The sequence below is a fragment of the Snodgrassella sp. B3882 genome (genome assembly GCF_026535915.1).
Classification (GTDB): Bacteria; Pseudomonadota; Gammaproteobacteria; order Burkholderiales; family Neisseriaceae; genus Snodgrassella.
On sequence record NZ_JAFNPF010000001.1, the window covers coordinates 761,221 to 780,599 of the forward strand.

Annotated in this window: 14 protein-coding genes; 4 read left to right on the forward strand and 10 right to left on the reverse strand. The window is 41.1% G+C overall.

All coding sequences use genetic code 11. From position 1 onward, the window contains the following. Positions 1–278: 278 nt before the first annotated feature. Positions 279–1,058 (forward strand): sulfatase-like hydrolase/transferase, encoded by a 780-nt coding sequence (locus tag J3U68_RS03275; RefSeq protein ID WP_267374578.1) that lies wholly within the window; start codon positions 279–281, stop codon positions 1,056–1,058. A 318-nt stretch (positions 1,059–1,376) separates the two neighbouring features. Here the strand turns inward: J3U68_RS03275 and J3U68_RS03280 are convergent, their stop codons facing one another. The 4 genes from J3U68_RS03280 to J3U68_RS03300 all read right to left on the reverse strand — a co-directional run bounded on the left by J3U68_RS03280 (position 1,377) and on the right by J3U68_RS03300 (position 7,600). Beyond that, positions 1,377–1,901, reverse strand: coding sequence for a prepilin-type N-terminal cleavage/methylation domain-containing protein (locus J3U68_RS03280; protein ID WP_323811423.1), 525 nt, complete (start codon positions 1,899–1,901; stop codon positions 1,377–1,379). 264 nt (positions 1,902–2,165) lie between these two features. Continuing rightward, a complete protein-coding gene (waaA, locus tag J3U68_RS03290) occupies positions 2,166–3,440 on the reverse strand; it encodes a lipid IV(A) 3-deoxy-D-manno-octulosonic acid transferase (protein ID WP_267374580.1) in 1,275 nt (424 codons plus the stop codon). A 112-nt stretch (positions 3,441–3,552) separates the two neighbouring features. Next, positions 3,553–7,038: a chromosome segregation protein SMC gene (smc, locus tag J3U68_RS03295; RefSeq protein ID WP_267374583.1), complete on the reverse strand. Its 3,486-nt coding sequence runs from the start codon at positions 7,036–7,038 to the stop codon at positions 3,553–3,555. Positions 7,039–7,192: 154 nt separating this feature from the next. Continuing rightward, positions 7,193–7,600, reverse strand: coding sequence for a MerR family transcriptional regulator (locus tag J3U68_RS03300; protein WP_416384623.1), 408 nt, complete (start codon positions 7,598–7,600; stop codon positions 7,193–7,195). 100 nt (positions 7,601–7,700) lie between these two features. Here J3U68_RS03300 and J3U68_RS03305 point away from each other — a divergent pair, with 100 nt between their 5' ends. Continuing rightward, positions 7,701–7,910: a heavy-metal-associated domain-containing protein gene (locus J3U68_RS03305; RefSeq protein WP_267374587.1), complete on the forward strand. Its 210-nt coding sequence runs from the start codon at positions 7,701–7,703 to the stop codon at positions 7,908–7,910. Positions 7,911–7,961: 51 nt separating this feature from the next. Further along, positions 7,962–10,154, forward strand: coding sequence for a heavy metal translocating P-type ATPase (locus J3U68_RS03310; RefSeq protein WP_267374589.1), 2,193 nt, complete (start codon positions 7,962–7,964; stop codon positions 10,152–10,154). A gap of 143 nt (positions 10,155–10,297) precedes the next feature. Here J3U68_RS03310 and J3U68_RS03315 read toward each other — a convergent pair whose 3' ends face one another. The 6 genes from J3U68_RS03315 to J3U68_RS03340 form a co-directional block, all read right to left on the reverse strand. Continuing rightward, positions 10,298–14,128: a DUF3683 domain-containing protein gene (locus J3U68_RS03315; RefSeq protein ID WP_267374590.1), complete on the reverse strand. Its 3,831-nt coding sequence runs from the start codon at positions 14,126–14,128 to the stop codon at positions 10,298–10,300. A gap of 196 nt (positions 14,129–14,324) precedes the next feature. Next, the gene (locus J3U68_RS03320; RefSeq protein WP_267374592.1) at positions 14,325–15,014 is read right to left on the reverse strand and encodes a DUF799 domain-containing protein; all 690 of its coding nucleotides are present in this window, start codon (positions 15,012–15,014) and stop codon (positions 14,325–14,327) included. Next, positions 15,014–15,367 carry a DUF4810 domain-containing protein gene (locus J3U68_RS03325; RefSeq protein ID WP_267374595.1) on the reverse strand — a complete coding sequence of 118 codons (354 nt, stop codon included), beginning with the start codon at positions 15,365–15,367 and terminating at the stop codon, positions 15,014–15,016. Before J3U68_RS03325 ends, J3U68_RS03320 begins: the two co-directional genes overlap by 1 nt. A 23-nt stretch (positions 15,368–15,390) precedes the next feature. Next, entirely contained in the window at positions 15,391–16,053 is a 663-nt protein-coding gene (locus J3U68_RS03330; RefSeq protein WP_267374598.1) for a CsgG/HfaB family protein, read from the reverse strand. A gap of 101 nt (positions 16,054–16,154) precedes the next feature. Further along, positions 16,155–16,901, reverse strand: coding sequence for a pseudouridine synthase (locus J3U68_RS03335; protein ID WP_267374600.1), 747 nt, complete (start codon positions 16,899–16,901; stop codon positions 16,155–16,157). Beyond that, the gene (locus J3U68_RS03340; protein ID WP_267374602.1) at positions 16,898–18,055 is read right to left on the reverse strand and encodes a THUMP domain-containing class I SAM-dependent RNA methyltransferase; all 1,158 of its coding nucleotides are present in this window, start codon (positions 18,053–18,055) and stop codon (positions 16,898–16,900) included. The genes J3U68_RS03335 and J3U68_RS03340 overlap by 4 nt, the downstream gene beginning before the upstream one ends. Positions 18,056–18,825: 770 nt before the next feature. Between J3U68_RS03340 and J3U68_RS03345 the strand changes: the two genes are divergently transcribed. Continuing rightward, positions 18,826–19,278 (forward strand): hypothetical protein, encoded by a 453-nt coding sequence (locus J3U68_RS03345; protein ID WP_267374604.1) that lies wholly within the window; start codon positions 18,826–18,828, stop codon positions 19,276–19,278. Positions 19,279–19,379: the final 101 nt, after the last annotated feature.

The window sequence follows — 19,379 nt, forward strand, 5'->3', positions numbered from 1 at the left end:
CAGCCCCATTAGAGTATCGCCTAATGCTGGGGTTAGCGTTAATATGGTTGCTGATAATTGTCTTTGCTATGAACTTGCAAAGAAAAAAACAGGATATTAAATTTAAAATAATATTAACATTATATATAGTATTAGGAAGTTTAATTGTCGCTTATAGTTATTCGCCAAAATTTGCTTCCAGTAGATTCATAGGTTATTTAGAAGGTAAGTACAACAACTTTAAACAAGAAGACAACCTTAATGCAGATGCAAGAATGCTTAATTCTGGGCATAAGTCATTGAGTTTACAATTGCTTCCGCAAACGGACAGCAATCGAATCCTGCTGATTGTTGATGAATCCTGGGGTTCAGCTTTAAATCCGAAACTACAAGACGCGATAGTGCAGAAAATATTAGATAAGCGGGATAATTTTGAATATTTTGAGCGAGGAATAAAAAAATTTTCTGGGGTTACGGTTCAAGCAGAGTTAAAAGAACTGTGTCAGTTAGACCTGCCAGTTATCGATACGCAAAATATTAAGAAGAAAGATTTAAGCAAATGTTTGCCTAAATTGTTACGCGATCGGGGTTATACAACCTACGCCGTGCATGGTTCAACCGGCACATTCTATGATCGAGATGATTGGTATCCGGCGGTGGGTTTTCAGCATTTGCTGTTTTCGGAAAACATGAAAAGTAAACCAATATGTTCTGCATTCGAAGGAATTTGTGATAGTGCTATATTTCCTGATATCAAAAAAATGTTACTGGCAAATCAACAATCTTTTGTGTATTGGATGACCTTAACCACTCATTTTCCTTATGCTCAACAAGATATTGAGCTGAAAAGAATACACTGTGAACAATATGGGCTAAGCCCCGATAGCAGAGCTTGTCGCAACAATATACTTCATGCCCAATTCTTTGATCAACTGGCGCAATGGCTGGATGATCCTGCATTGAAAGGGCTTGAAGTGGTCGTCATCGGCGATCATATGCCGCCTATGTTTGATTTAGCTGCCCAACAAGCTACTTATCATGACTACACTGTGTCCTGGTTACATTTCAAGCTGAAATAATAAAAATGTAAACAACTAACCTTTTTTATTATCAAGTAGACAGAAAAAGCCAATTCAGTAATTGGCTTTTTTTATTGAAACTAATGTTTAGATATTTGTTAAACTTTGCTCAATTAGCTATCGCTTCATCTTGTTTAAATTCTTTAAGCATCATTAAGTATTGTTTTATCTATCGATCATGTGAAACTATATCTTAAATATTGCTGAATGCGATGTTTAACTTTCCGTTTATTTCTCACCCTTATGTCAAAAAGGTTAATAAAAAATTTTAAGCCAAAACCTAGGTTTTGGCTTAGTTTAGGTATCCTATCCTGAAATTCAAGAAATTACGGCACAATTACCTATCTGAAGAGCGGAAATTTTTTTTGCTTTACTTCCTGCTGGGGTAATTTGACATCCCCAGGTACCATTTTCTGATCGTTTCAAACTGATCACTGTTCCTTCAATCGCCGCAGAAACATTTCTTCCTAATGTCCCAGCTAAACCCTTTACATCGTCTAAATCTGCTGCTGATTCTATAGCTATTGTTGCTAACAACTGAGAATCTGGGTTGCTTCCGTCTATACCGGTATACTCATATAATTTGCCATTACTACTTCTTCCTGTTTGATCTTTATTCATGGTGGGAATGTTACCAACAGCAATGATGGTATCAATCGCGGTGGTAGAAGACTTAATTTCATAATAAGCGGATGTTAGCTGGGTTTTAATTACATGATCTTGATAGATCGGAATGGCTATCGCGGCTAAAATGCCGATTATGGAAATTACGATCATCAACTCAATTAAGCTAAAACCTTTTTGTAAAGCAGCTTTAGTATGAAAAATTTTCTGCTGGTGCATAATCATCAATAATTAACTGTTATTAAAATAAACTTAAGCAATAATAATGCCAGTTTATAAAATATTGATGTGTTTCAGACAATAATATTGATTATTATGTAAATTAGATGTCGATGTTTTCAGGATTTATATCTATTATCAATAGCTTTTAAGGTCATAAAAAATAATATAATATAGATACATATTGAATTTGAATATTTTTTATGGGAAATAATCAATAATGATCCAATAAAATTTCTTTCTTATTTCACATTATCTAATATTTTAATCTGTTTTTTGATTAATTTTTTGCGCAATATTCAAGGCGATTTTTTTACTGGCACCACGATGTTGTTGAATAAAACGGCTAGCACAGTTAGACATCTCTTCTCTTTGTTGCGGATTTTTGAGTAAGTCCAATACGGTTGTGGCCCAATCATCTGCAGACTGAACTTGTTGAGCAGCATCCGCAGTAATTGCTTTGGCTGCAACATCGGCAAAATTGTAGGTTGAGGGACCAAATAAAGTCGGTAAATGACATACCATTGGTTCGATAATATTATGACATCCGCTATCTACCAGACTTCCACCCACAAAAGCGATATCGGCACATTGGTAGTAAGCAAATATTTCACCGATGCTGTCGCCGATCCATATTTGTGTTTTGGCAGAGATAGTTTGATTATCGCTGCGTTTTTGACATGAAAAATTTAATTTTTTAGCATATTCAAAAGTGGTATCAAATCGTTCAGGATGGCGTGGAATAATCACCAGAAGAATGTCACCAGTTTCTTGTTTGGCCCAGGCATCTAAAAGAAGATGTGCTTCGTCTTGGTTATGATAGAAGCGTGTACTGGCACAAACTACTACTGGTCTGTTACCAATACGATATTTAAAAGATTGAGCCAGTTCATGCATTGGTGGTGGTACGGTAATATCGTATTTGATATTGCCACATACCTCAATATGAGCAGCACCAATGGTTTTTAAACGTTGAGCATCGGCATCGGTCTGTGCAAAGCAACCGCTTAAGCTGGATAGGGCAGGAGCGACTAATGTTCGTATTTTGCGATAGCCACGCAATGATTTTTCAGACAATCGAGCATTAGCCAAAAATAAAGGAATATTTTTTTGAGCACAGGCAGTATACAAATTAGGCCAAATTTCAGTTTCCATGATGACGCCAAATCTAGGCTGATGGTCTTGTAAAAACTGTTTGACCCAAGACTTTTTATCGTAAGGTAAATAGCGACATTGTGCTTGTGGAAATAGATGTTTGACCGTAGCACGCCCCGTGGGGGTGGTTTGAGTCATTAATAGTGGGGCATGTGGGAAAAGCTGTTGCAACTGATGGATCAAGGGTATGGCAGCTCGGGTTTCACCTACGGAAACGACATGAATCCATATAGCTTGTTTGAGTGGATGAGGATAAGGATGACCAAAACGTTCTGTCCAATGGTTGGCATAATCTGGAGCCAATTTTGCACGTCGACGCAGATATCGTCGTAAAAAAGGCGGAGCAATCTGCCATAAAATTTGATAGAGACAATTCAATAACATGTAAAGTTAACCATCAGAATAGTTTTTTAAAATGCATTATACAATAAATTCTTTAGCCTAATTTTGAAAGAGTTAATTGATTCTTTAATTGCATAATGTTTAGTTGTAGTTTTTATGCTTCTGCCATTTCGAGTGCCTGACGAATATTGACTTCGACAATGCGTGATACCCCTTTTTCTTGCATGGTGACGCCAACAAGCTGTTCGGCCATCTCCATAGTCAAGCGATTATGGGAAATATAGACGAATTGTGTTTGCGCTGACATTTGCTGGACCAGATTGCAAAACCGGCTGGTATTGGCATCATCTAATGGTGCATCTACTTCATCTAATAGACAGAATGGTGCAGGATTCAAACTAAATAGAGCAAAAACCAGACTCATGGCAGTTAGGGCTTTTTCGCCACCGGAAAGTAGATGTATGGTACTGTTTTTCTTACCTGGTGGACGAGCCATGATGGAAACGCCCGCTGTAAGCAGGTCATCTCCCACCATATCCAGCCGTGCTTCACCACCTCCAAAAAGTGTGGGGAAGTAATTTTGTACTTTTTCATTGACGGCATCAAACGTGGTTTTAAAGCGAGCTTTGGTTTCATTATCTATGGTACTAATCGCTTCTTCTAAAAGAGCAATAGCTGCCTGCACATCTGCAGTTTGAGCCTGATAATATTGAGCTCGTTCATTTGCTTCTTCCAGCTCTTGCAAGGCTGCCAAATTTACTGCGCCTAATGCATTGATTTTTTGTGTTAGTGCAGCTATTTGTTGACTCAATTGTGGAACTGTTTGTGCTAGATGGTCAAATTGTTGCGCCAAAGCCTCTGTATTAACATGCTGTTGTTGTAAAACTTCATGATAACGCTTGGCATTAATTAATGCTTCCTGCTGTTGTAATAATTGTTTCTGTGTTGCCGCTTGTATCTCGGGTAGACTGCTATTGAGATGATTTTGCTGCTGTTGGATTTGTTGGATCTGCTGTTGTAATAGTAGTAATTGCTGTTGCTCTTGATCACACAGCTCGGTTGCTGCTGTGATCTGGGTATTGAGTGTCTCAATTTGTTCGGCCTGGCCTTCTTCCAGTTGTTGCTCAGCAATCCCTAATGCCAATTCTGTTTGACGTTCCTGCCAGCGCTCTTTTTCTCTTTCAATACGCTCTCTTTCTTGATGGGCATTTTGAACACGTTGCTGGAGCCGCACAATAGTCATTTCAACAATGCCTTGCTGTCGTCTGGCTTCTAAATGAGCAAGTTGTGTTTGTTTGAGGGTTTGCTGAGCCAATTGCTGCTGTGCAGTGTGATTCTGTAGTTGAGGTTGTAGCTGTTCAATAGCCAATGTCAGATTTTCGATGTCTGCTTGTGCCTGTTGATTCACATGTTGCTGTTGCTCTACTTCTGAGGCAATGGCTATATTCTCTTGACGAATATGTTCACCGCGTAATTGACCTTGATTGCTGCGCGCTATCAAATCATTTGTTTGAGTTACTGCATTTTGCCAGGTTTGTTGATGTTGTTTTAATTGTTGCTGACATTGTTGAAGTTGATTTTCGATATTATCCAGATTAATCTGAGCGAGTTGTACAGCCTTTTGAGCCTGTTCTAACGGTATATGTACCTCGATCAACGCTTTTTCAAGCTCAAGCAGTTGTTGCTGTCGCTGTAATAAGTTGTCTGCCTGATCTTGTGCATATAACGTCACACTAACGGCGTCGACACAGTGCCCTTCGGGTGTAACGATAATTTGTTGATCGTGTAAACTGGCTTGCCGTTGTAAGGCGATATCCAGTGTTTCGGCACAGAAAATTTGCTCCAGCCAATGGATGATTGCAGCGGTAAAAGGCGGTTTAATTTCAATATGCTGTAATAATGAGTGAGCAGCTTCCTGAGCTGATGGCTGTTTTGCTGAAGGGTTTTGATTAATCCATACCTTCGGCTGGTTGTGTGAGGTTATATCAGGTGGGAGGGCAGTAGTTTGCTGAGCTTGCAATTTGAGTCCAAGTATGACGCTGGTTGCATGCTGCCATTTTGGTGTGACCTGCATATATTGCCATAAGACAGGTATTGACTCATCGTTGTCAGTTAGATCAGGGTGTTGCTCTGAGGAAGGCAACATGGCTCTGATGGCTTGCACCTGTGCAGCTAAAGTCAATTGCTGTTTGTCTAACTCACGATATTGTTGTTGCGCCGTGGCCAGATGCTGACGCGCTATATGACGTTGTTGCTCATGCTCGAGTACATTTTCTTCTAGTCCACTTACGATGATTTCCAGTTCAGTAGCTGTTTGCTGAGCTTGGCACACCTCCTTTTCATCGGGTAAAGCTAATTGAGATAATTCGTGCTCAAGTCGTTGTTGTCGTTGCTGTAACTGAATAACATTGCTGCTGGCATGTTGCTGCTGTTGTTGTCTTACAGCCAATTCACGTTCTATTCTGGTTAATTCATTTTGCTGATTGTAGCGGGTACGTTCACAAAATTGAGCCTTTTCTTCCAGCTCAGGCAATTGGGTTTCATATTCTGCTACTTGAAAAGCCCATTCTTCTAGTTTTAATTGTTGTTCTTCCAGCTCAACAGTAACGGTCTCCAATTGTTCAATGTGTTGGATATCTTCTTGCTGTAGTTGTTGCAGCTGTTGTTGCGCTTGAGCCTGCTCTTTGTTAATGCGTTGTTGCCAGTCTCGACGATGGCGAATCTGTTCTTCAAGTCGTGCCCATTGCTCGCGTAGATTCGCACGTTGCATTTCAGTATGACGAACCTGTTGTTGTTGATTTTGTTCCTGCTCACGCAATTGTTGCAAGTTTTCTTCTAAAGATTGTAACTGAGCGGTAAGGTTTTCCTGCTCCTGCATATGTTGCTGATAGTGCTCTGTAGCGGTATCAGCTTGCTTTAACGCCAGCTGCCATTGACTGTAGTCGAAGAGGTTTTGCTTACTGCCTAATTGGGCTTTCAACTCTTGATAATGTTGTGCTGTATTAGCCTGGCGTTGGAGTTTTTCAACTTGCCTATCCAATTCAGTCTGTAAATCCGCTAGTCGTTGTAAATGCTCGCGCGTATCATTTAGGCGGTTTTCTGTTTCACGCCGGCGCTCTTTATATTTGGAAACCCCTGCTGCCTCTTCAATATAAGCTCGTAATTCTTCTGGTCGGGCTTCAATGATTCGTGAAATCATCCCTTGTTCGATGACTGCATAACCTCGCGCGCCGACACCTGTCCCTAAAAATAAGTCGGTAATGTCACGGCGTCGTACTACCTGATTATTGATGTAATAGGTGGATTCACCTTGACGTGTTAGCTGTCGTTTAATGGCGACTTCTGCATATTGTCCCCATGTACCTGATAACTGTCCATCACTGTTATCGAAAACCAATTCGACACTGGCACGTGGGGCAGGGCGTCGAGTATTGGCACCATTAAATATGACGTCCTGCATACTTTCACCGCGTAGTTGTTTGGCCGAAGCTTCACCCAGAACCCAGCGAATGGCATCAATAACATTACTTTTACCACAGCCGTTAGGCCCGATTATGGCTACAAGTTTGCCAGGAACAGCAATCACCGTTGGATCGACAAAGGATTTAAAGCCAGACAGTTTGATATGGGTTAGACGCATAAACAGATAATTCGCGGTAAAAAAGTTAGCTTGAAGCCGCTTATTCTAGCGGATTTCAATATGAAAGATAATATTTATTAGTTAACAATCATCACTAAAAATTAAACAATGAAATGGGGTGTAAATTTGATTTAAATACATTTAACGTGATTATTTAATTATGCACATCTTTTCCTTCATACTGATTCAGACCATTAATAATGGCACATTCAGGCGATTCGTTACCATTACACTTGTTATACCATTGTTCTAATGTGCTTTTCATGCTATTTAAATCATTTATTTTTTCCGTGAGGCGAGCAATATGCTTACCGACTAATTCCTTAACATCAACACTGGCACGATGAGGGTCATGGCGCAAAGCCAGTAACTGCGCGATTTGGGCTAAGGAAAAATCAACAGCTCGCGCATGCCGAATAAAACATAAAGTTTCAATATCTTCCTGACTATAAGTACGATAACCATTTGATTGACGTAGCGGATGAATTAAACCGGCTTGCTCATAATCACGTATGGTTTTACTGGATAAGCCACTGAGTTTTTCTGCAGTACTGATATTCACAATAATATACCCAGGTAAATGATTAAATCTTGACTTTACCACAGGGTTAAGGTTTAAGCTGTTTTTGTTTCATATTAAGCTCAATTATTAGGAGAAAAGTATGGCAAAGATTGAATTAAAAATTGCCGGTATGACTTGTGGTGGCTGTGCTAAAAGTATTACCTCCGCCTTACAAAACTGTGCAGGTGTAGAGCAGGTAAAAGTAGATCATGTATCGGGAATAGCTCAGATCGTTTTTAACTCCGCCCAAACCAATGCGCAAGAATTAAAAACCGTGGTCGAAGATGCAGGCTTTGATGTGCTCAATTAAAGTTTATTGAATTAGTTGCCATTTATTACGGGTAAAAAGATGGAAACAGTAATGCAAAATCAATCAAATCATGATAGTTATGCCCGATTTGCCATAACAGGAATGGACTGTCAGGCATGTGCTAACCGCATTGAAAAAGTCTTGCGACGTCAACATGGCATCATGGCCGCTGATGTTAATTTTGCCAGTGATGAATTACAAACTCGTTATGATAGCAATATACTTAGCCCGGATCAGATTGCACAAATGGTGGCTAAAACCGGTTTTACTGCAACTCTCATACCACAAAACAAGAGTGCAGTTATAGCTGAGGCAGCAACGAATAACAATTCAGGTCTTCCATGGCGACTTATTTTCATCTGGATGATCGCGTCACCTTTTCTAATTGGTATGCTGGGCATGTTATTCAATCAACAGTGGATGTTGCCACCAATGTGGCAGTTTCTTCTTGCTTCAGTTATACAACTCGGTTTTGCCTGGCCGTTTTATTTGAGTGCGGTCAAATCTTTGCAAGGTGGTGTAGCCAATATGGATGTGCTGGTGTCCTTGGGTACCGTGGCCATTTGGCTCTATTCCACCACCATGCTGTTTAATCACCAAAATCATGCACATCAATATATTTATTTTGAAGCCAGTGTGATGGTTATTGCCTTTGTTTCATTAGGCAAATATCTTGAACAGCGCACCAAAAAACAGAGTCTTAACAGCATCAGCATGCTGCTGCAACTGACACCGAAAATGGTACGTAAATATACCGAGCAAGTATGGCAGGAAGTCCCTTTGACTACGATTGAAACAGGCGATATCCTGCAAACCAATGCTGGTAATCGCATTGCTGCCGATGGTGTAGTACACACTGGCGAAGCGTGGTGTGATGAAAGCTATCTCACAGGCGAATCCAAACCATTATTAAAACAAAGTGGTGACAAAGTGCTGGCAGGTGCCCTATTGAGCAATGGCAGTATCACCTATGAAGCTCAAACGCTAGGCAGCGAAACACTATTAGGTGACATGATGCAGGCATTGGCACAGGCGCAAGGCAGTAAGGCGCCTATTGCCAGGCTAGCAGATAAAGTATCGATGATATTTGTCCCAACAGTGGTAGCCGTTGCCGTAATCACCTTTATATTAAACTGGTGGCTAGGCAATAGCTTTAATGAAGCGGTAACTCGCGCAGTGGCTGTACTGGTTATTGCCTGCCCATGTGCATTGGGTCTGGCCACACCTGCAGCCATGATGGTCGGTATGGGACGTTCTGCCCGCAATGGTGTTTGGTTTAAAGATGCGGCTTCACTCGAACACACCAGTCAGGTCAATACTGTGGTGTTGGACAAAACAGGCACCTTAACCACTGGAAAACCTCAAATTGTCGCTCACTGGTGCGCTGCTGACAGTACCGTTAACAGTCAACAAATATTGCAACTGGCCGCCGCTGTAGAACAGCTCACTACTCATCCACTGGCACAGGCTATTGCTCAGGCAGCACAACAGCAGCAATTACCATCATTAACAGCTACCAATAGCCAGAGTGATATTGGACAAGGTACACAGGCACTGGTCGCTGATTATGGTATGGTTAAAGTGGGCAATCCCGCGTATTGCAGCTTCCATATTCCAGAAGCATTGCAACAAGACAAAGTATGGCAGATAGCCAGTATTGTTGTTGTAGCCATAAACGAAAAAGTGGTAGGTGCTTTTGCCGTTGCTGATGCATTAAAAGAAGATACCCCAAATGCCATTAAGCGTTTGCAACAACAGCACATCGACATTCATATTATGAGCGGCGATCAGCACAGTGTGGTTGAATACATGGCTAAACAACTGGGGATTAATCATTATCAAGCAGAAATGAATCCACGCGCTAAAGCTGACGCTGTTCGCCAACTGATGCAACAGGGTAAAGTGGTGGCCATGGTCGGTGACGGTATTAACGACGCGCCAGCACTGGCTGCAGCCGATGTTAGCTTTGCCATGTATGGTGGTGCTGATGTAGCCACCAATACTGCCTCAGCCACGCTGATGCGCCACTCTGTTTCACAAGTCGCCGATGCCTTAGCTTTAGCTCGCGCAACTGTTCGCGTAGTCAAGCAAAATCTATTTTTTGCTTTTTTCTACAATATACTTGGTATCCCGTTAGCCGCCATAGGTTGGCTTAGCCCTGTGATTGCCGGAGCGGCCATGGCCATGAGCTCAATTTCCGTTTTGCTCAATGCGTTACGCTTGAGAAAAAGTAAATTGCTTTAATCATTTAACTAACTGGTACTTTTAGTGGGCAGATTAATTATCCTAGCAATGAACAAATTTGATTGTTCTTAGACCCGTTAGCTTTTGGTGATACAAAATAATCAATTTGTATTTTAGGCTGAGATAATATTTTCTGCCCGTCTTTATAGAAGTACTTTTTCAATCCCTCCATTACTGGCCTTTTGCACAAATTCATTTTGCCAATTTTCTCCCAATAAATATTTGGCCATTTCAATGACCACATAATCAGCGGAGATATTGGCTTCATCACGATAGCGGTTTAAACCTTGCAGGCAAGAAGGGCAGCTGGTAAGGATTTTAACCGGTTCATCAGCTGGTAGTTTGGCTTTGCCTTTCTCAATTTCTTCCAGTTTGCGGAAGCGCACCTGTGTGGCAATATCAGGACGTTTGACGGCAAACATACCAGATTCACCACAGCAACGGTCGGATAACGGTACGTTTTGACCCATGAGTTGGTTAACCACTTTGATTGGCTGGGTGGTTTTAATCGGGGTATGGCAAGGATCATGATAGAGGTATTGTTGCCCTTGAATACCTTCCAGCTTTAGCCCTTTTTCTACCAGGAATTCATGAATATCCAGTACACGACAACCAGGGAAAATTTTATCAAAATGGTAATCGCTAAGCTGGTCGTAGCAGGTGCCACAACTGACTACGACAGTTTTGATATCTAAATAGTTGAGGGTGTTAGCCACACGGTGGAACAGGACACGGTTGTCCATCGTAATTTTATCCCCTACATCTTGATTACCACCGGCAGTTTGGGGGTAGCCGCAGCATAAATAACCCGGTGGCAAAACGGTTTGTACGCCGACGTGCCACAGCATGGCTTGGGTAGCTAATCCTATCTGACTAAACAGGCGCTCTGAACCACAGCCTGGGAAATAGAAGACAGCTTCTGTTTCTTCACTGAGTTGTGGATTACGAATAATCGGAATGGTGGTCTTGTCTTCAATATTTAATAGAGCACGTGTGGTTTTAATTGGAACGTGACGAGGCAATGGTCGATTAATGAAATGGACAACCTGTTCACGAATTTCCGGTTTATTGGTGGTGGCTCGTGGTGCGCTTTTCTGACGTTTTAGCCAGCCAAGGCTGAAATATTTACCGATTCCATAGCCCCAATTTTGCAGTTTAAATCCCGCTTTAATGACACCTAGCCGTAGAGCTTTGATGGTTCTCGGGTCAGTAGCATTGAGAAAAGTCATGCCCATGTATACGGTGGGATTAAATTTCTTTTTGCCAGCTTTACGCAGGTAATTGCGCATAGCAACGGTTACATCACCGAAATCAATTTTTACTGGGCACGGTTTAATACAGCGATGGCACACAGTGCAATGGTCTGCTACGCTGTTAAGTTCGTCAAAATGTTTTAAAGAAACGCCACGGCGTGTCTGTTCTTCGTACAAAAAAGCTTCGGTAAGCAGACCGACGCCAAGAATTTTATTTCGTGGGGAGTAGAGCAGGTTGGCGCGCGGTACATGGGTACTACACACCGGTTTGCATTTGCCACATCGCAGGCAATCTTTAATGGAGTGGGCAATTTGTCCGAGATCGGATTGTTCCATGATCAAAGACTCTACACCGAGTAGTTCAAACGACGGGGTATAGGCTTTATCGAGGTTAGCTCCGGGCATCAGTTTGCCACGGTTGAAATGACCATGTGGATCGACTTGGTTTTTGTAATCCCAGTAAGGCTGCATTTCGGCCGCAGTGAGGTAATCAATTTTGGTAATGCCAATCCCATGTTCGCCGGATATAACCCCATCCAGGCTACGCGCTAATGCCATGATGCGGTCGACAGCGTGGTGGGCCGTTTGCAGCATGTCGTAATCGTCGGAGTTTACTGGGATGTTAGTGTGCACGTTGCCATCACCAGCATGCATGTGCAAAGCAACAAAAACACGACCTCTAATGATATGGCGGTGAATTTCACTGAGTTTTTCCAGAATAAGGGTATCAGTTTTACCGCTGAAGATTTCTGCCAGAGGTTGCATGATGTCGCGCTTAATCGACACACGCAAATGAAAGTCACGCATGGCGATAAAGCAGCTCTGACCATCAATGGCTTCGTCGTCCTCCAGTTTTTGCGGGAATTGTTGTAGGTATTCTTCCAGTGGCGTATCGAGGTGGTTCAGTAGCCATAACCAGCGTGTTTGAATATTGATGACATAATCGAGTGCATGTTGTTTGCGTGAGCCAAGCAGTTCGTCGCTAGACAAATCGGTACCTAGTTTATCTACCGGTAGCTTGGTTTGCAGGTAGTCAATGATTGCGGTACACAGAGCGAGTTTGTTTTGAATTGAAAGTTCAATGTTGATGCGTTCGATGCCGTCAGAATAGCGACCTAGCTGTTCCAGTGGGATAACCACATCTTCGTTTATTTTAAAGGCATTAGTATGACGAGCAATGGCGGCAGTACGGGAACGGTCGAGCCAGAAAGTTTTGCGTGCTTCGGGAGTGACGGCGATAAAGCCTTCGCCACAACGGGCATTAGCCAAACGAACAATGTGGGCAGCAGCAGCCTGTACTTCATTCTCATCGTCGGAGACGATATCGGCCAGTAAAACCATTTTCGGCCGACCTTTGCCAGCCGCTTTGGTGGCGTAGCCTACTGCGCGTACGTAGCGCCAGTCGAGATGCTCTAATCCCGCTAATTTGACCGTTTTATGGTTAAGCATGTAATTGCGAACTTCGACGATAGAAGGAGTGGCATTGGCCACAGTACCGTAAAATTCCATACATATAGTACGGGTAAACTTAGGCATCCGATGTAAGACAAAAGCGGCTGAGGTAATGATACCGTCCGTCCCTTCTTTCTGTACACCGGGTACCCCAGCAAGAAATTTGTCAGTAACATCTTTGCCCAGACCAACTTTACGGAAACGCGAACCAGATACTTCTAGACGTTTGGTTTGCAAAATGGTTTGTCCATCGTCACCCAAAGTATGAATATCAAAAATGGCGGTGTTTTCGTCGTGTATTTTGCCGAAGTTATGCCGCACTCGCTCAACTTTTAACCACTGACCTTGTGGATTGACCATTTTCCACCAAGCCAAATTATCCAGAGTGGTGCCCCATAATACGGCTTTTTTACCGCCTGCATTCATCGCGATATTACCACCAATGCAGCAGGCATCTGCCGAAGTAGGATCTACAGCAAATACCCAGCCGGCAGCAGTGGCTGCCTCTTCGATACGGCGGGTAACCACACCAGCACCACAGCTAATAACAGGATGAAGTCCTTCCAGTCCAGCTAATTCTTGCATAGAGACGGGGCTGTACCGATCAAGCTTTTCCGTATTAATGACCGCACTCATGGCATCCATCGGGATAGCACCACCAGTATAACCGGTACCGCCACCACGAGGGATGATGGTGAGATCAAGTTCAATTAAGGCACGTACCAGTGGAGCAACTTCTTTTTCGTGATCAGGGTTGACGACCACAAAAGGGTATTCGATACGCCAATCGGTGGCATCAGTAACGTGACTAACACGAGCCAGACCGTCAAACATGATGTTGTCTTTGTGGGTGATTTTACGCAAACGGTTAAATACTTGTTCGCGCTTAATGCGAGTTTGACCAAAACTGTGGTCAAAATCGGTGATCGCCTGATCAGTTTGTTCAATCAGTTGCAAAACTTGTTGGTTTTGATCCCGCCGTTTTTGTATTTCGTTGATGCGGTGACGCATTTCTTTGACTAAAGCCTGCTGACGGTGTTGATGTTCAAGTAGATCGTCGATCAGATAAGGATTGCGAATAACCGCCCAAATATCCCCGAGAATTTCAAATAACATACGCGCTGAGCGACCAGTACGCCTCTGTGTTCGCAGCTGCTGAATTAATTCCCATGATTGCTGACCTAGTAATCTAATAATAATTTCTCGATCAGAATAAGAGGTGTAATTGTAGGGAATTTCGCGAAGACGATGATTGGTTGAGTGGGTCATGTTTGGTGTGGTTCCGTAAAGCTTAGTGGTTTGTATTTTAGATAATCAGAGGCTATTCTAACTTATTTGTGCTCATTTTCGTTATTGTGACAATTCTAGTTAAAATAGTGTATTCAAATTATTGTTTTATTTAATGATGAGGTGAAAAATAAAGCTCTTTAGCAAGGTAAAGAGCTTGGTTAACGGAAAGACAAATTTATTCTTGCTCGTTTTTATTTTGATCTAGTGCTTGATACTGAGGACTATAGGGACCATACAACAGGGCATCACTGTTTTTAGCCGCAAGTAAATTGTCATCTACAACGCCCGCTACCTTATAAGCTTTATCAGTTAGTTTGTCGGAAATTTGATTGACAACTGCATTAAACACTTGCGAAAAAAAGCCACCATTGTTGTTACTGTTGGAATCAATGGTGATGTCTTTTTGACCTGTCCATAAAGTGGTGCCATCTCTAGCATCAATCAATTTACCACTAACACTGACGGTAGTAACGCTATTGATTACTTGAAATTTGGTACCGTATTTATCCACATTTAAATAAAGAATGGCATCGGCATTATAAACCTTTTGCAGTTTATTCAATGCGGCAGCTTGTATTTCTGCGCCATCATTTAAACCATTTTCCTTAAATGTTTCGTTTACTAAAACCACGGGAAAGACGTAAAAACCAGACTCAGCCAATGGCTGAGTGGTCTGAGCCAAAACAGCATACGGTCCTTTAACATCAACTGAGGAGTTAGTAGGTTGAACAACTAAAATAGATCGTGGATTACTTTGTCTGAATTTACTGTAGTCTCGTGGTTTCGCTTGATTATGATTGTTGGCGCAGGCCGACAATAAAATAGACATGGTTATTGGTAAAAGGAGCTTAAATATCGGCTTCATCATTTACCTCCATTCATATTTTTTATCATAAAATTCATGTAGGCAGTGGATTCAGGAAAGGCCTGCTTTTCCAATTCAAACTGATCTTTTGCTCCGGCACGATTACCAATTTTGGCATATAACATACCTAAATGCGCATGGGCTCCAGGTGCTGGCTTACTATTATGATTACTGGCTTCAATAAAATATTTCTCCATGCTAGCAATCTGTTCTTCCGGCATATTCTTTTCAGTTAAGGCTTGATATTGCAGTCTTTGATAATCTCCCCAGTAATACATCGTTGTATTCTGCTGATTATGCGCACAAGCGGCTAAAAATAGAGTGGCTATGAGTGTAACGACTACTTTTTTCATATTTATCTTAATAGTTTAACAACTTATGGTTTTGGACTCCATTGTCCTTTTTCAATTCCTTCAACCAATTTTTTGACAGCTTCGCGTATGGCCAAGTCCAGCACTTTGCCATTTAATGTTCCATCATAGCTGGCATAACCGCCAGTACCCAGAATTTCTCGGGTAGACAATTTGAATTCTCCTGCACCTTGACTGGAGAAAATAATTTCTGAAGTTTTAACGTCGACAATATTCAGAGTGACTTTAGCATAAGCGACTTGGGTTTTGCCTTGTCCGAGGATACCGAATAATTGTTGATCACCGACATTTTTCCGTCCAAACTCAGTGATGTCTCCAGTGACAATGTAGCGAGCCCCTTTAAGGGTTTGATGCATGCCTTTGATGCTGGCTTCGGTACGGATCTCATCCATATTAGTACGATCCAGTACACTAAAGCGATGGGTTTGCTGCAACTCAGCCATCAGGATGGTTTTAGCTTGGCTAGTCAGCTGATTAGTACTATTACTGAATATTCCCCCGCCAAGATTACCGCGGGTATCAAATTTGCCCACTGCAATGGGGGCTTTAACGCCATGATAAATAGACTCGTAATCAGCAACTTTTTGCGTATTGATAACTTGTGAACTTTCAGTGGCACAACCAGCCAACAGACATGCACAAATCAAACCAAAAAAAATATTTTTCATTGTAAGTTTACTTTAAAATGTATTAATTAAGTATATAATTGCTCTCAATATCATGTCAAAATAATTGTTTGCCATATGGCAATTCAATGAAGAAGACACTGTTAAAAATGTTCTTGGCTAGTCAGGTAACGCCAGTGTCCAGGTGGTAATGCACCCAGCTTGATTTTCCCCATGCGTACTCTTTTCAGACCAGTAACCCGCAAGCCTACCAGTTCACACATGCGACGAATTTGGCGTTTTTTTCCTTGTTTAAGAATGAAACGCAATTGATCCTGATTTTGCCAGGTGACTTTGGCTGGACGGAGTTTTTCGCCGTCAAGGCTTAAGCCATGATTGAGCAAAGCTAGACCGTTGTCGCTGAGTTTGCCACTAACGCGCACGAGATATTCTTTTTCAATATGACTATTATCGCCAATAAGTTGTTTGGCGATACGCCCATCCTGAGTCAGCACAAGTAAGCCGACAGAATCAATATCCAATCTACCGGCTGGTGCCAAATGGCGGGTGTGCGCAGCTTGAAAATGAATGCGGCTTTTGTCTTCTTGCCAATGATTGGCTTCGGTGATCAATTCAACCGCAGCACGATAGCCTTTTTCTGGTTGGGCACTAACATAACCTACCGGTTTGTTGATTAAAATAGTGACACGCTCTGCCTGCTGACGATGGGCTTGCCGGTCAAGGTCAATACGGTCTGAAACATTTACCTTTTGTCCTAATACAGCCGTGACGCCATTAACTTTTACCCAACCTTGTTCAATATAATGATCGGCTTCACGGCGTGAGCATAAGCCCAGTTGTGCCATTCGTTTGGATAGACGCTGTGGTAGATTTTCATCAGTAGTGCTCATGCTTTGTGCTCTTTCTGTCGATTAGAACCGGCGACCATATCTAATAGGAATAGGCGACAATCCAAATTGCCATTGAAGAGGGGGATTTTGCGTTTTGGCGACAGGCGCATCAGCTTAGGCATACTCCGGTCAGCACTAAACATGCCTATCAGCCAGCCAGCAAAATGTTGTTTTAACCAGCTGCCTAGCTGAGGATACAGGGCATGTAACAACTGGATTTCGGATAATCTAACCCCATACGGAGGATTACTAATCATAATGCCGTTTGCGCCGTTAGGACGGATATCGAGTACATCCTTGGTTTGCCAATGAATGTATTGCTCTATATTGGCTTGACTGGCATTGATCTGTGCTAATTTAATCAATTTAGAGTCAATATCGCTGGCAGAAATGGGTGCTTCAGGTGAGGTTTGGTCTAACACAGCAGCTTGATGAATTTTGTGCCATAAGTCAGCATCAAAATTGTTTAAATTTTCAAAACCAAATGCTCGATTTAAACCCGGTGCTCGGTTGCTGGCGATTAAGGCCGCTTCAATCGCGACAGTGCCACTGCCACAAAAAGGATCCATAAATGGCTGTGTTCCATTATAGCCGGCTAATAATAACAAACCGGCTGCCAGATTTTCACGTAACGGCGCTTCGCCGGTATCGCTGCGGTAACCACGTTTGAAAAGAGCTTCGCCACTGCTGTCTATATAAATGGATAATTCATTTCTGTCGATAAATACATGTATACGCACATCGGGCTGGTATTTTTCAACACTGGGTCGAATACCTGTGCGTTCACGAAACTCATCGCACAATGCATCTTTGACCTTTAAAGCAGCAAAATTAAGGCTATTAATTTGTGCCTGTTTACCTTCTATATGAATTTTGAATTTTTTATTGACACCAAACCATTGTGTCCAGTTTATTTTTCGCGCAATTTTATATATATCGTTTTCCTGCCGAAACCGACCATGCTCAAGTCTAATCAGCACGCGGCTGGCTACACGACTATGCAAGTTTAAACGATAGATGGTGGCTAAATCACCGCTCAAAGCGATTCCGCCATCATGATTGATGCTTTGTTCACATTTTAAACTGATCAGTTCTTGATTTAATGCAGACTCTAATCCACGAGGGCAGCTGACAAAAAGAGAATAAGATTTCATTTAGTACTTTAAAAAAGAAGAAAAGGACATACGCAATAACATTGAATATGTTTTAATAGTTCAATTGTAATATTGAAGCAGGTCGGTTGACTATTTTTTATTATTTCTTGGGTGAAAAATTGAGTGATTAAGTGTGAAAAATTTTGGCACAGCTACATACCTGATTGTTACCGGTTAATAAATAATCTAATGTAATTGAAAAGAATTTTAAACAAACTTTTTAATTAAAAGCTGCTGACAAGTGATTACTACCAATGAGGGAACCAAGAATAAAGACCACTGACCAAAAAAGGGTGAGGGTAGATGAAAAATGGAAAATAGATAGATCAGAATAATAATCAAACTGATTTTTTTGGTAGAAAATCTTACTTAACATCAGAAGTTGAGACACCATCATTAATAGCAGCTTTTGAAAATCACCCGTGAATAATGCTGCGTCTAATATTCGGCAAACTCACATGGCTGGAGCATAATGCTAAGACTTATGTTGGCGATATAGTTAAAAGTTGAAGAGGTAAAAGCCTTAAGGTTTATGAGACCTAAAAGGAAAAATATTAAATCGGAAAGGCATAAGAATAGTTATATCTGAATAATAAATGATAAAGGGAAGTATTTAAATATTGATTGAAATGTTGTTTTAGAAAATTTCCCACATGATGAATTTATGAGAATAACCCATATTATTTCTGTAGGGTTAAAACCTTAACAACTTAAGAATAAGATTTTAGAAAAAGAGAAAAATACAAAATTTAGAAAACTTTTTTGATGAATTGGTTTTTGAAGAACAAATTATATTTGATTTCATTTATGATCCAAAACAGTCTGCATTCATATTCATTGTTGACGAACCTAATATATCTAACCCACAACACGAAAGAAATTTTTTAAAACTTTCTTTTCTCAATGTTCAAAATTATCACAGAGAAAAAGGTAAATCAAAGATTGATGATATTGAAAATATTTATATCAAAGAAAAAGACAACGCGACAATAGATGTTCGTGAGCTTACTGTAGGCTATGAAGAATTAACGAACAAAAAATCTTTCTTTTTATATATGGGAATTTCTTATGCAGTTATATCCTTCTATTTTAATGAATTATATGTAGATAGATTAGAAACTTACATAAAGAAAAAAGAAGATGACTATATTTATATTAATAAGGAGGCTAATCAACAAATTAACTTTTACAATCCATTTAACTTGAATATTATTAATAGCTGATAATATATTGTTGAAAATTAATTCAAAAATAAAATACTAGAAAAAAAAGTCAGAAAAATTCTGGCTTAATCAGAATATTCATCAGGAAACATTTAAAGATA

What these genes read in the sequence shown, in the direction of transcription:
- J3U68_RS03280 (WP_323811423.1), bottom strand. Translation starts at nt 1,901, where the DNA reads ATGCACCAGCAGAAAATTTTTCATACTAAAGCTGCTTTACAAAAAGGT.
- waaA (WP_267374580.1), bottom strand. Translation starts at nt 3,440, where the DNA reads ATGTTATTGAATTGTCTCTATCAAATTTTATGGCAGATTGCTCCGCCT.
- smc (WP_267374583.1), bottom strand. Translation starts at nt 7,038, where the DNA reads ATGCGTCTAACCCATATCAAACTGTCTGGCTTTAAATCCTTTGTCGAT.
- J3U68_RS03305 (WP_267374587.1), top strand. Translation starts at nt 7,701, where the DNA reads ATGGCAAAGATTGAATTAAAAATTGCCGGTATGACTTGTGGTGGCTGT.
- J3U68_RS03310 (WP_267374589.1), top strand. Translation starts at nt 7,962, where the DNA reads ATGCAAAATCAATCAAATCATGATAGTTATGCCCGATTTGCCATAACA.
- J3U68_RS03315 (WP_267374590.1), bottom strand. Translation starts at nt 14,128, where the DNA reads ATGACCCACTCAACCAATCATCGTCTTCGCGAAATTCCCTACAATTAC.
- J3U68_RS03320 (WP_267374592.1), bottom strand. Translation starts at nt 15,014, where the DNA reads ATGAAGCCGATATTTAAGCTCCTTTTACCAATAACCATGTCTATTTTA.
- J3U68_RS03325 (WP_267374595.1), bottom strand. Translation starts at nt 15,367, where the DNA reads ATGAAAAAAGTAGTCGTTACACTCATAGCCACTCTATTTTTAGCCGCT.
- J3U68_RS03330 (WP_267374598.1), bottom strand. Translation starts at nt 16,053, where the DNA reads ATGAAAAATATTTTTTTTGGTTTGATTTGTGCATGTCTGTTGGCTGGT.
- J3U68_RS03335 (WP_267374600.1), bottom strand. Translation starts at nt 16,901, where the DNA reads ATGAGCACTACTGATGAAAATCTACCACAGCGTCTATCCAAACGAATG.
- J3U68_RS03340 (WP_267374602.1), bottom strand. Translation starts at nt 18,055, where the DNA reads ATGAAATCTTATTCTCTTTTTGTCAGCTGCCCTCGTGGATTAGAGTCT.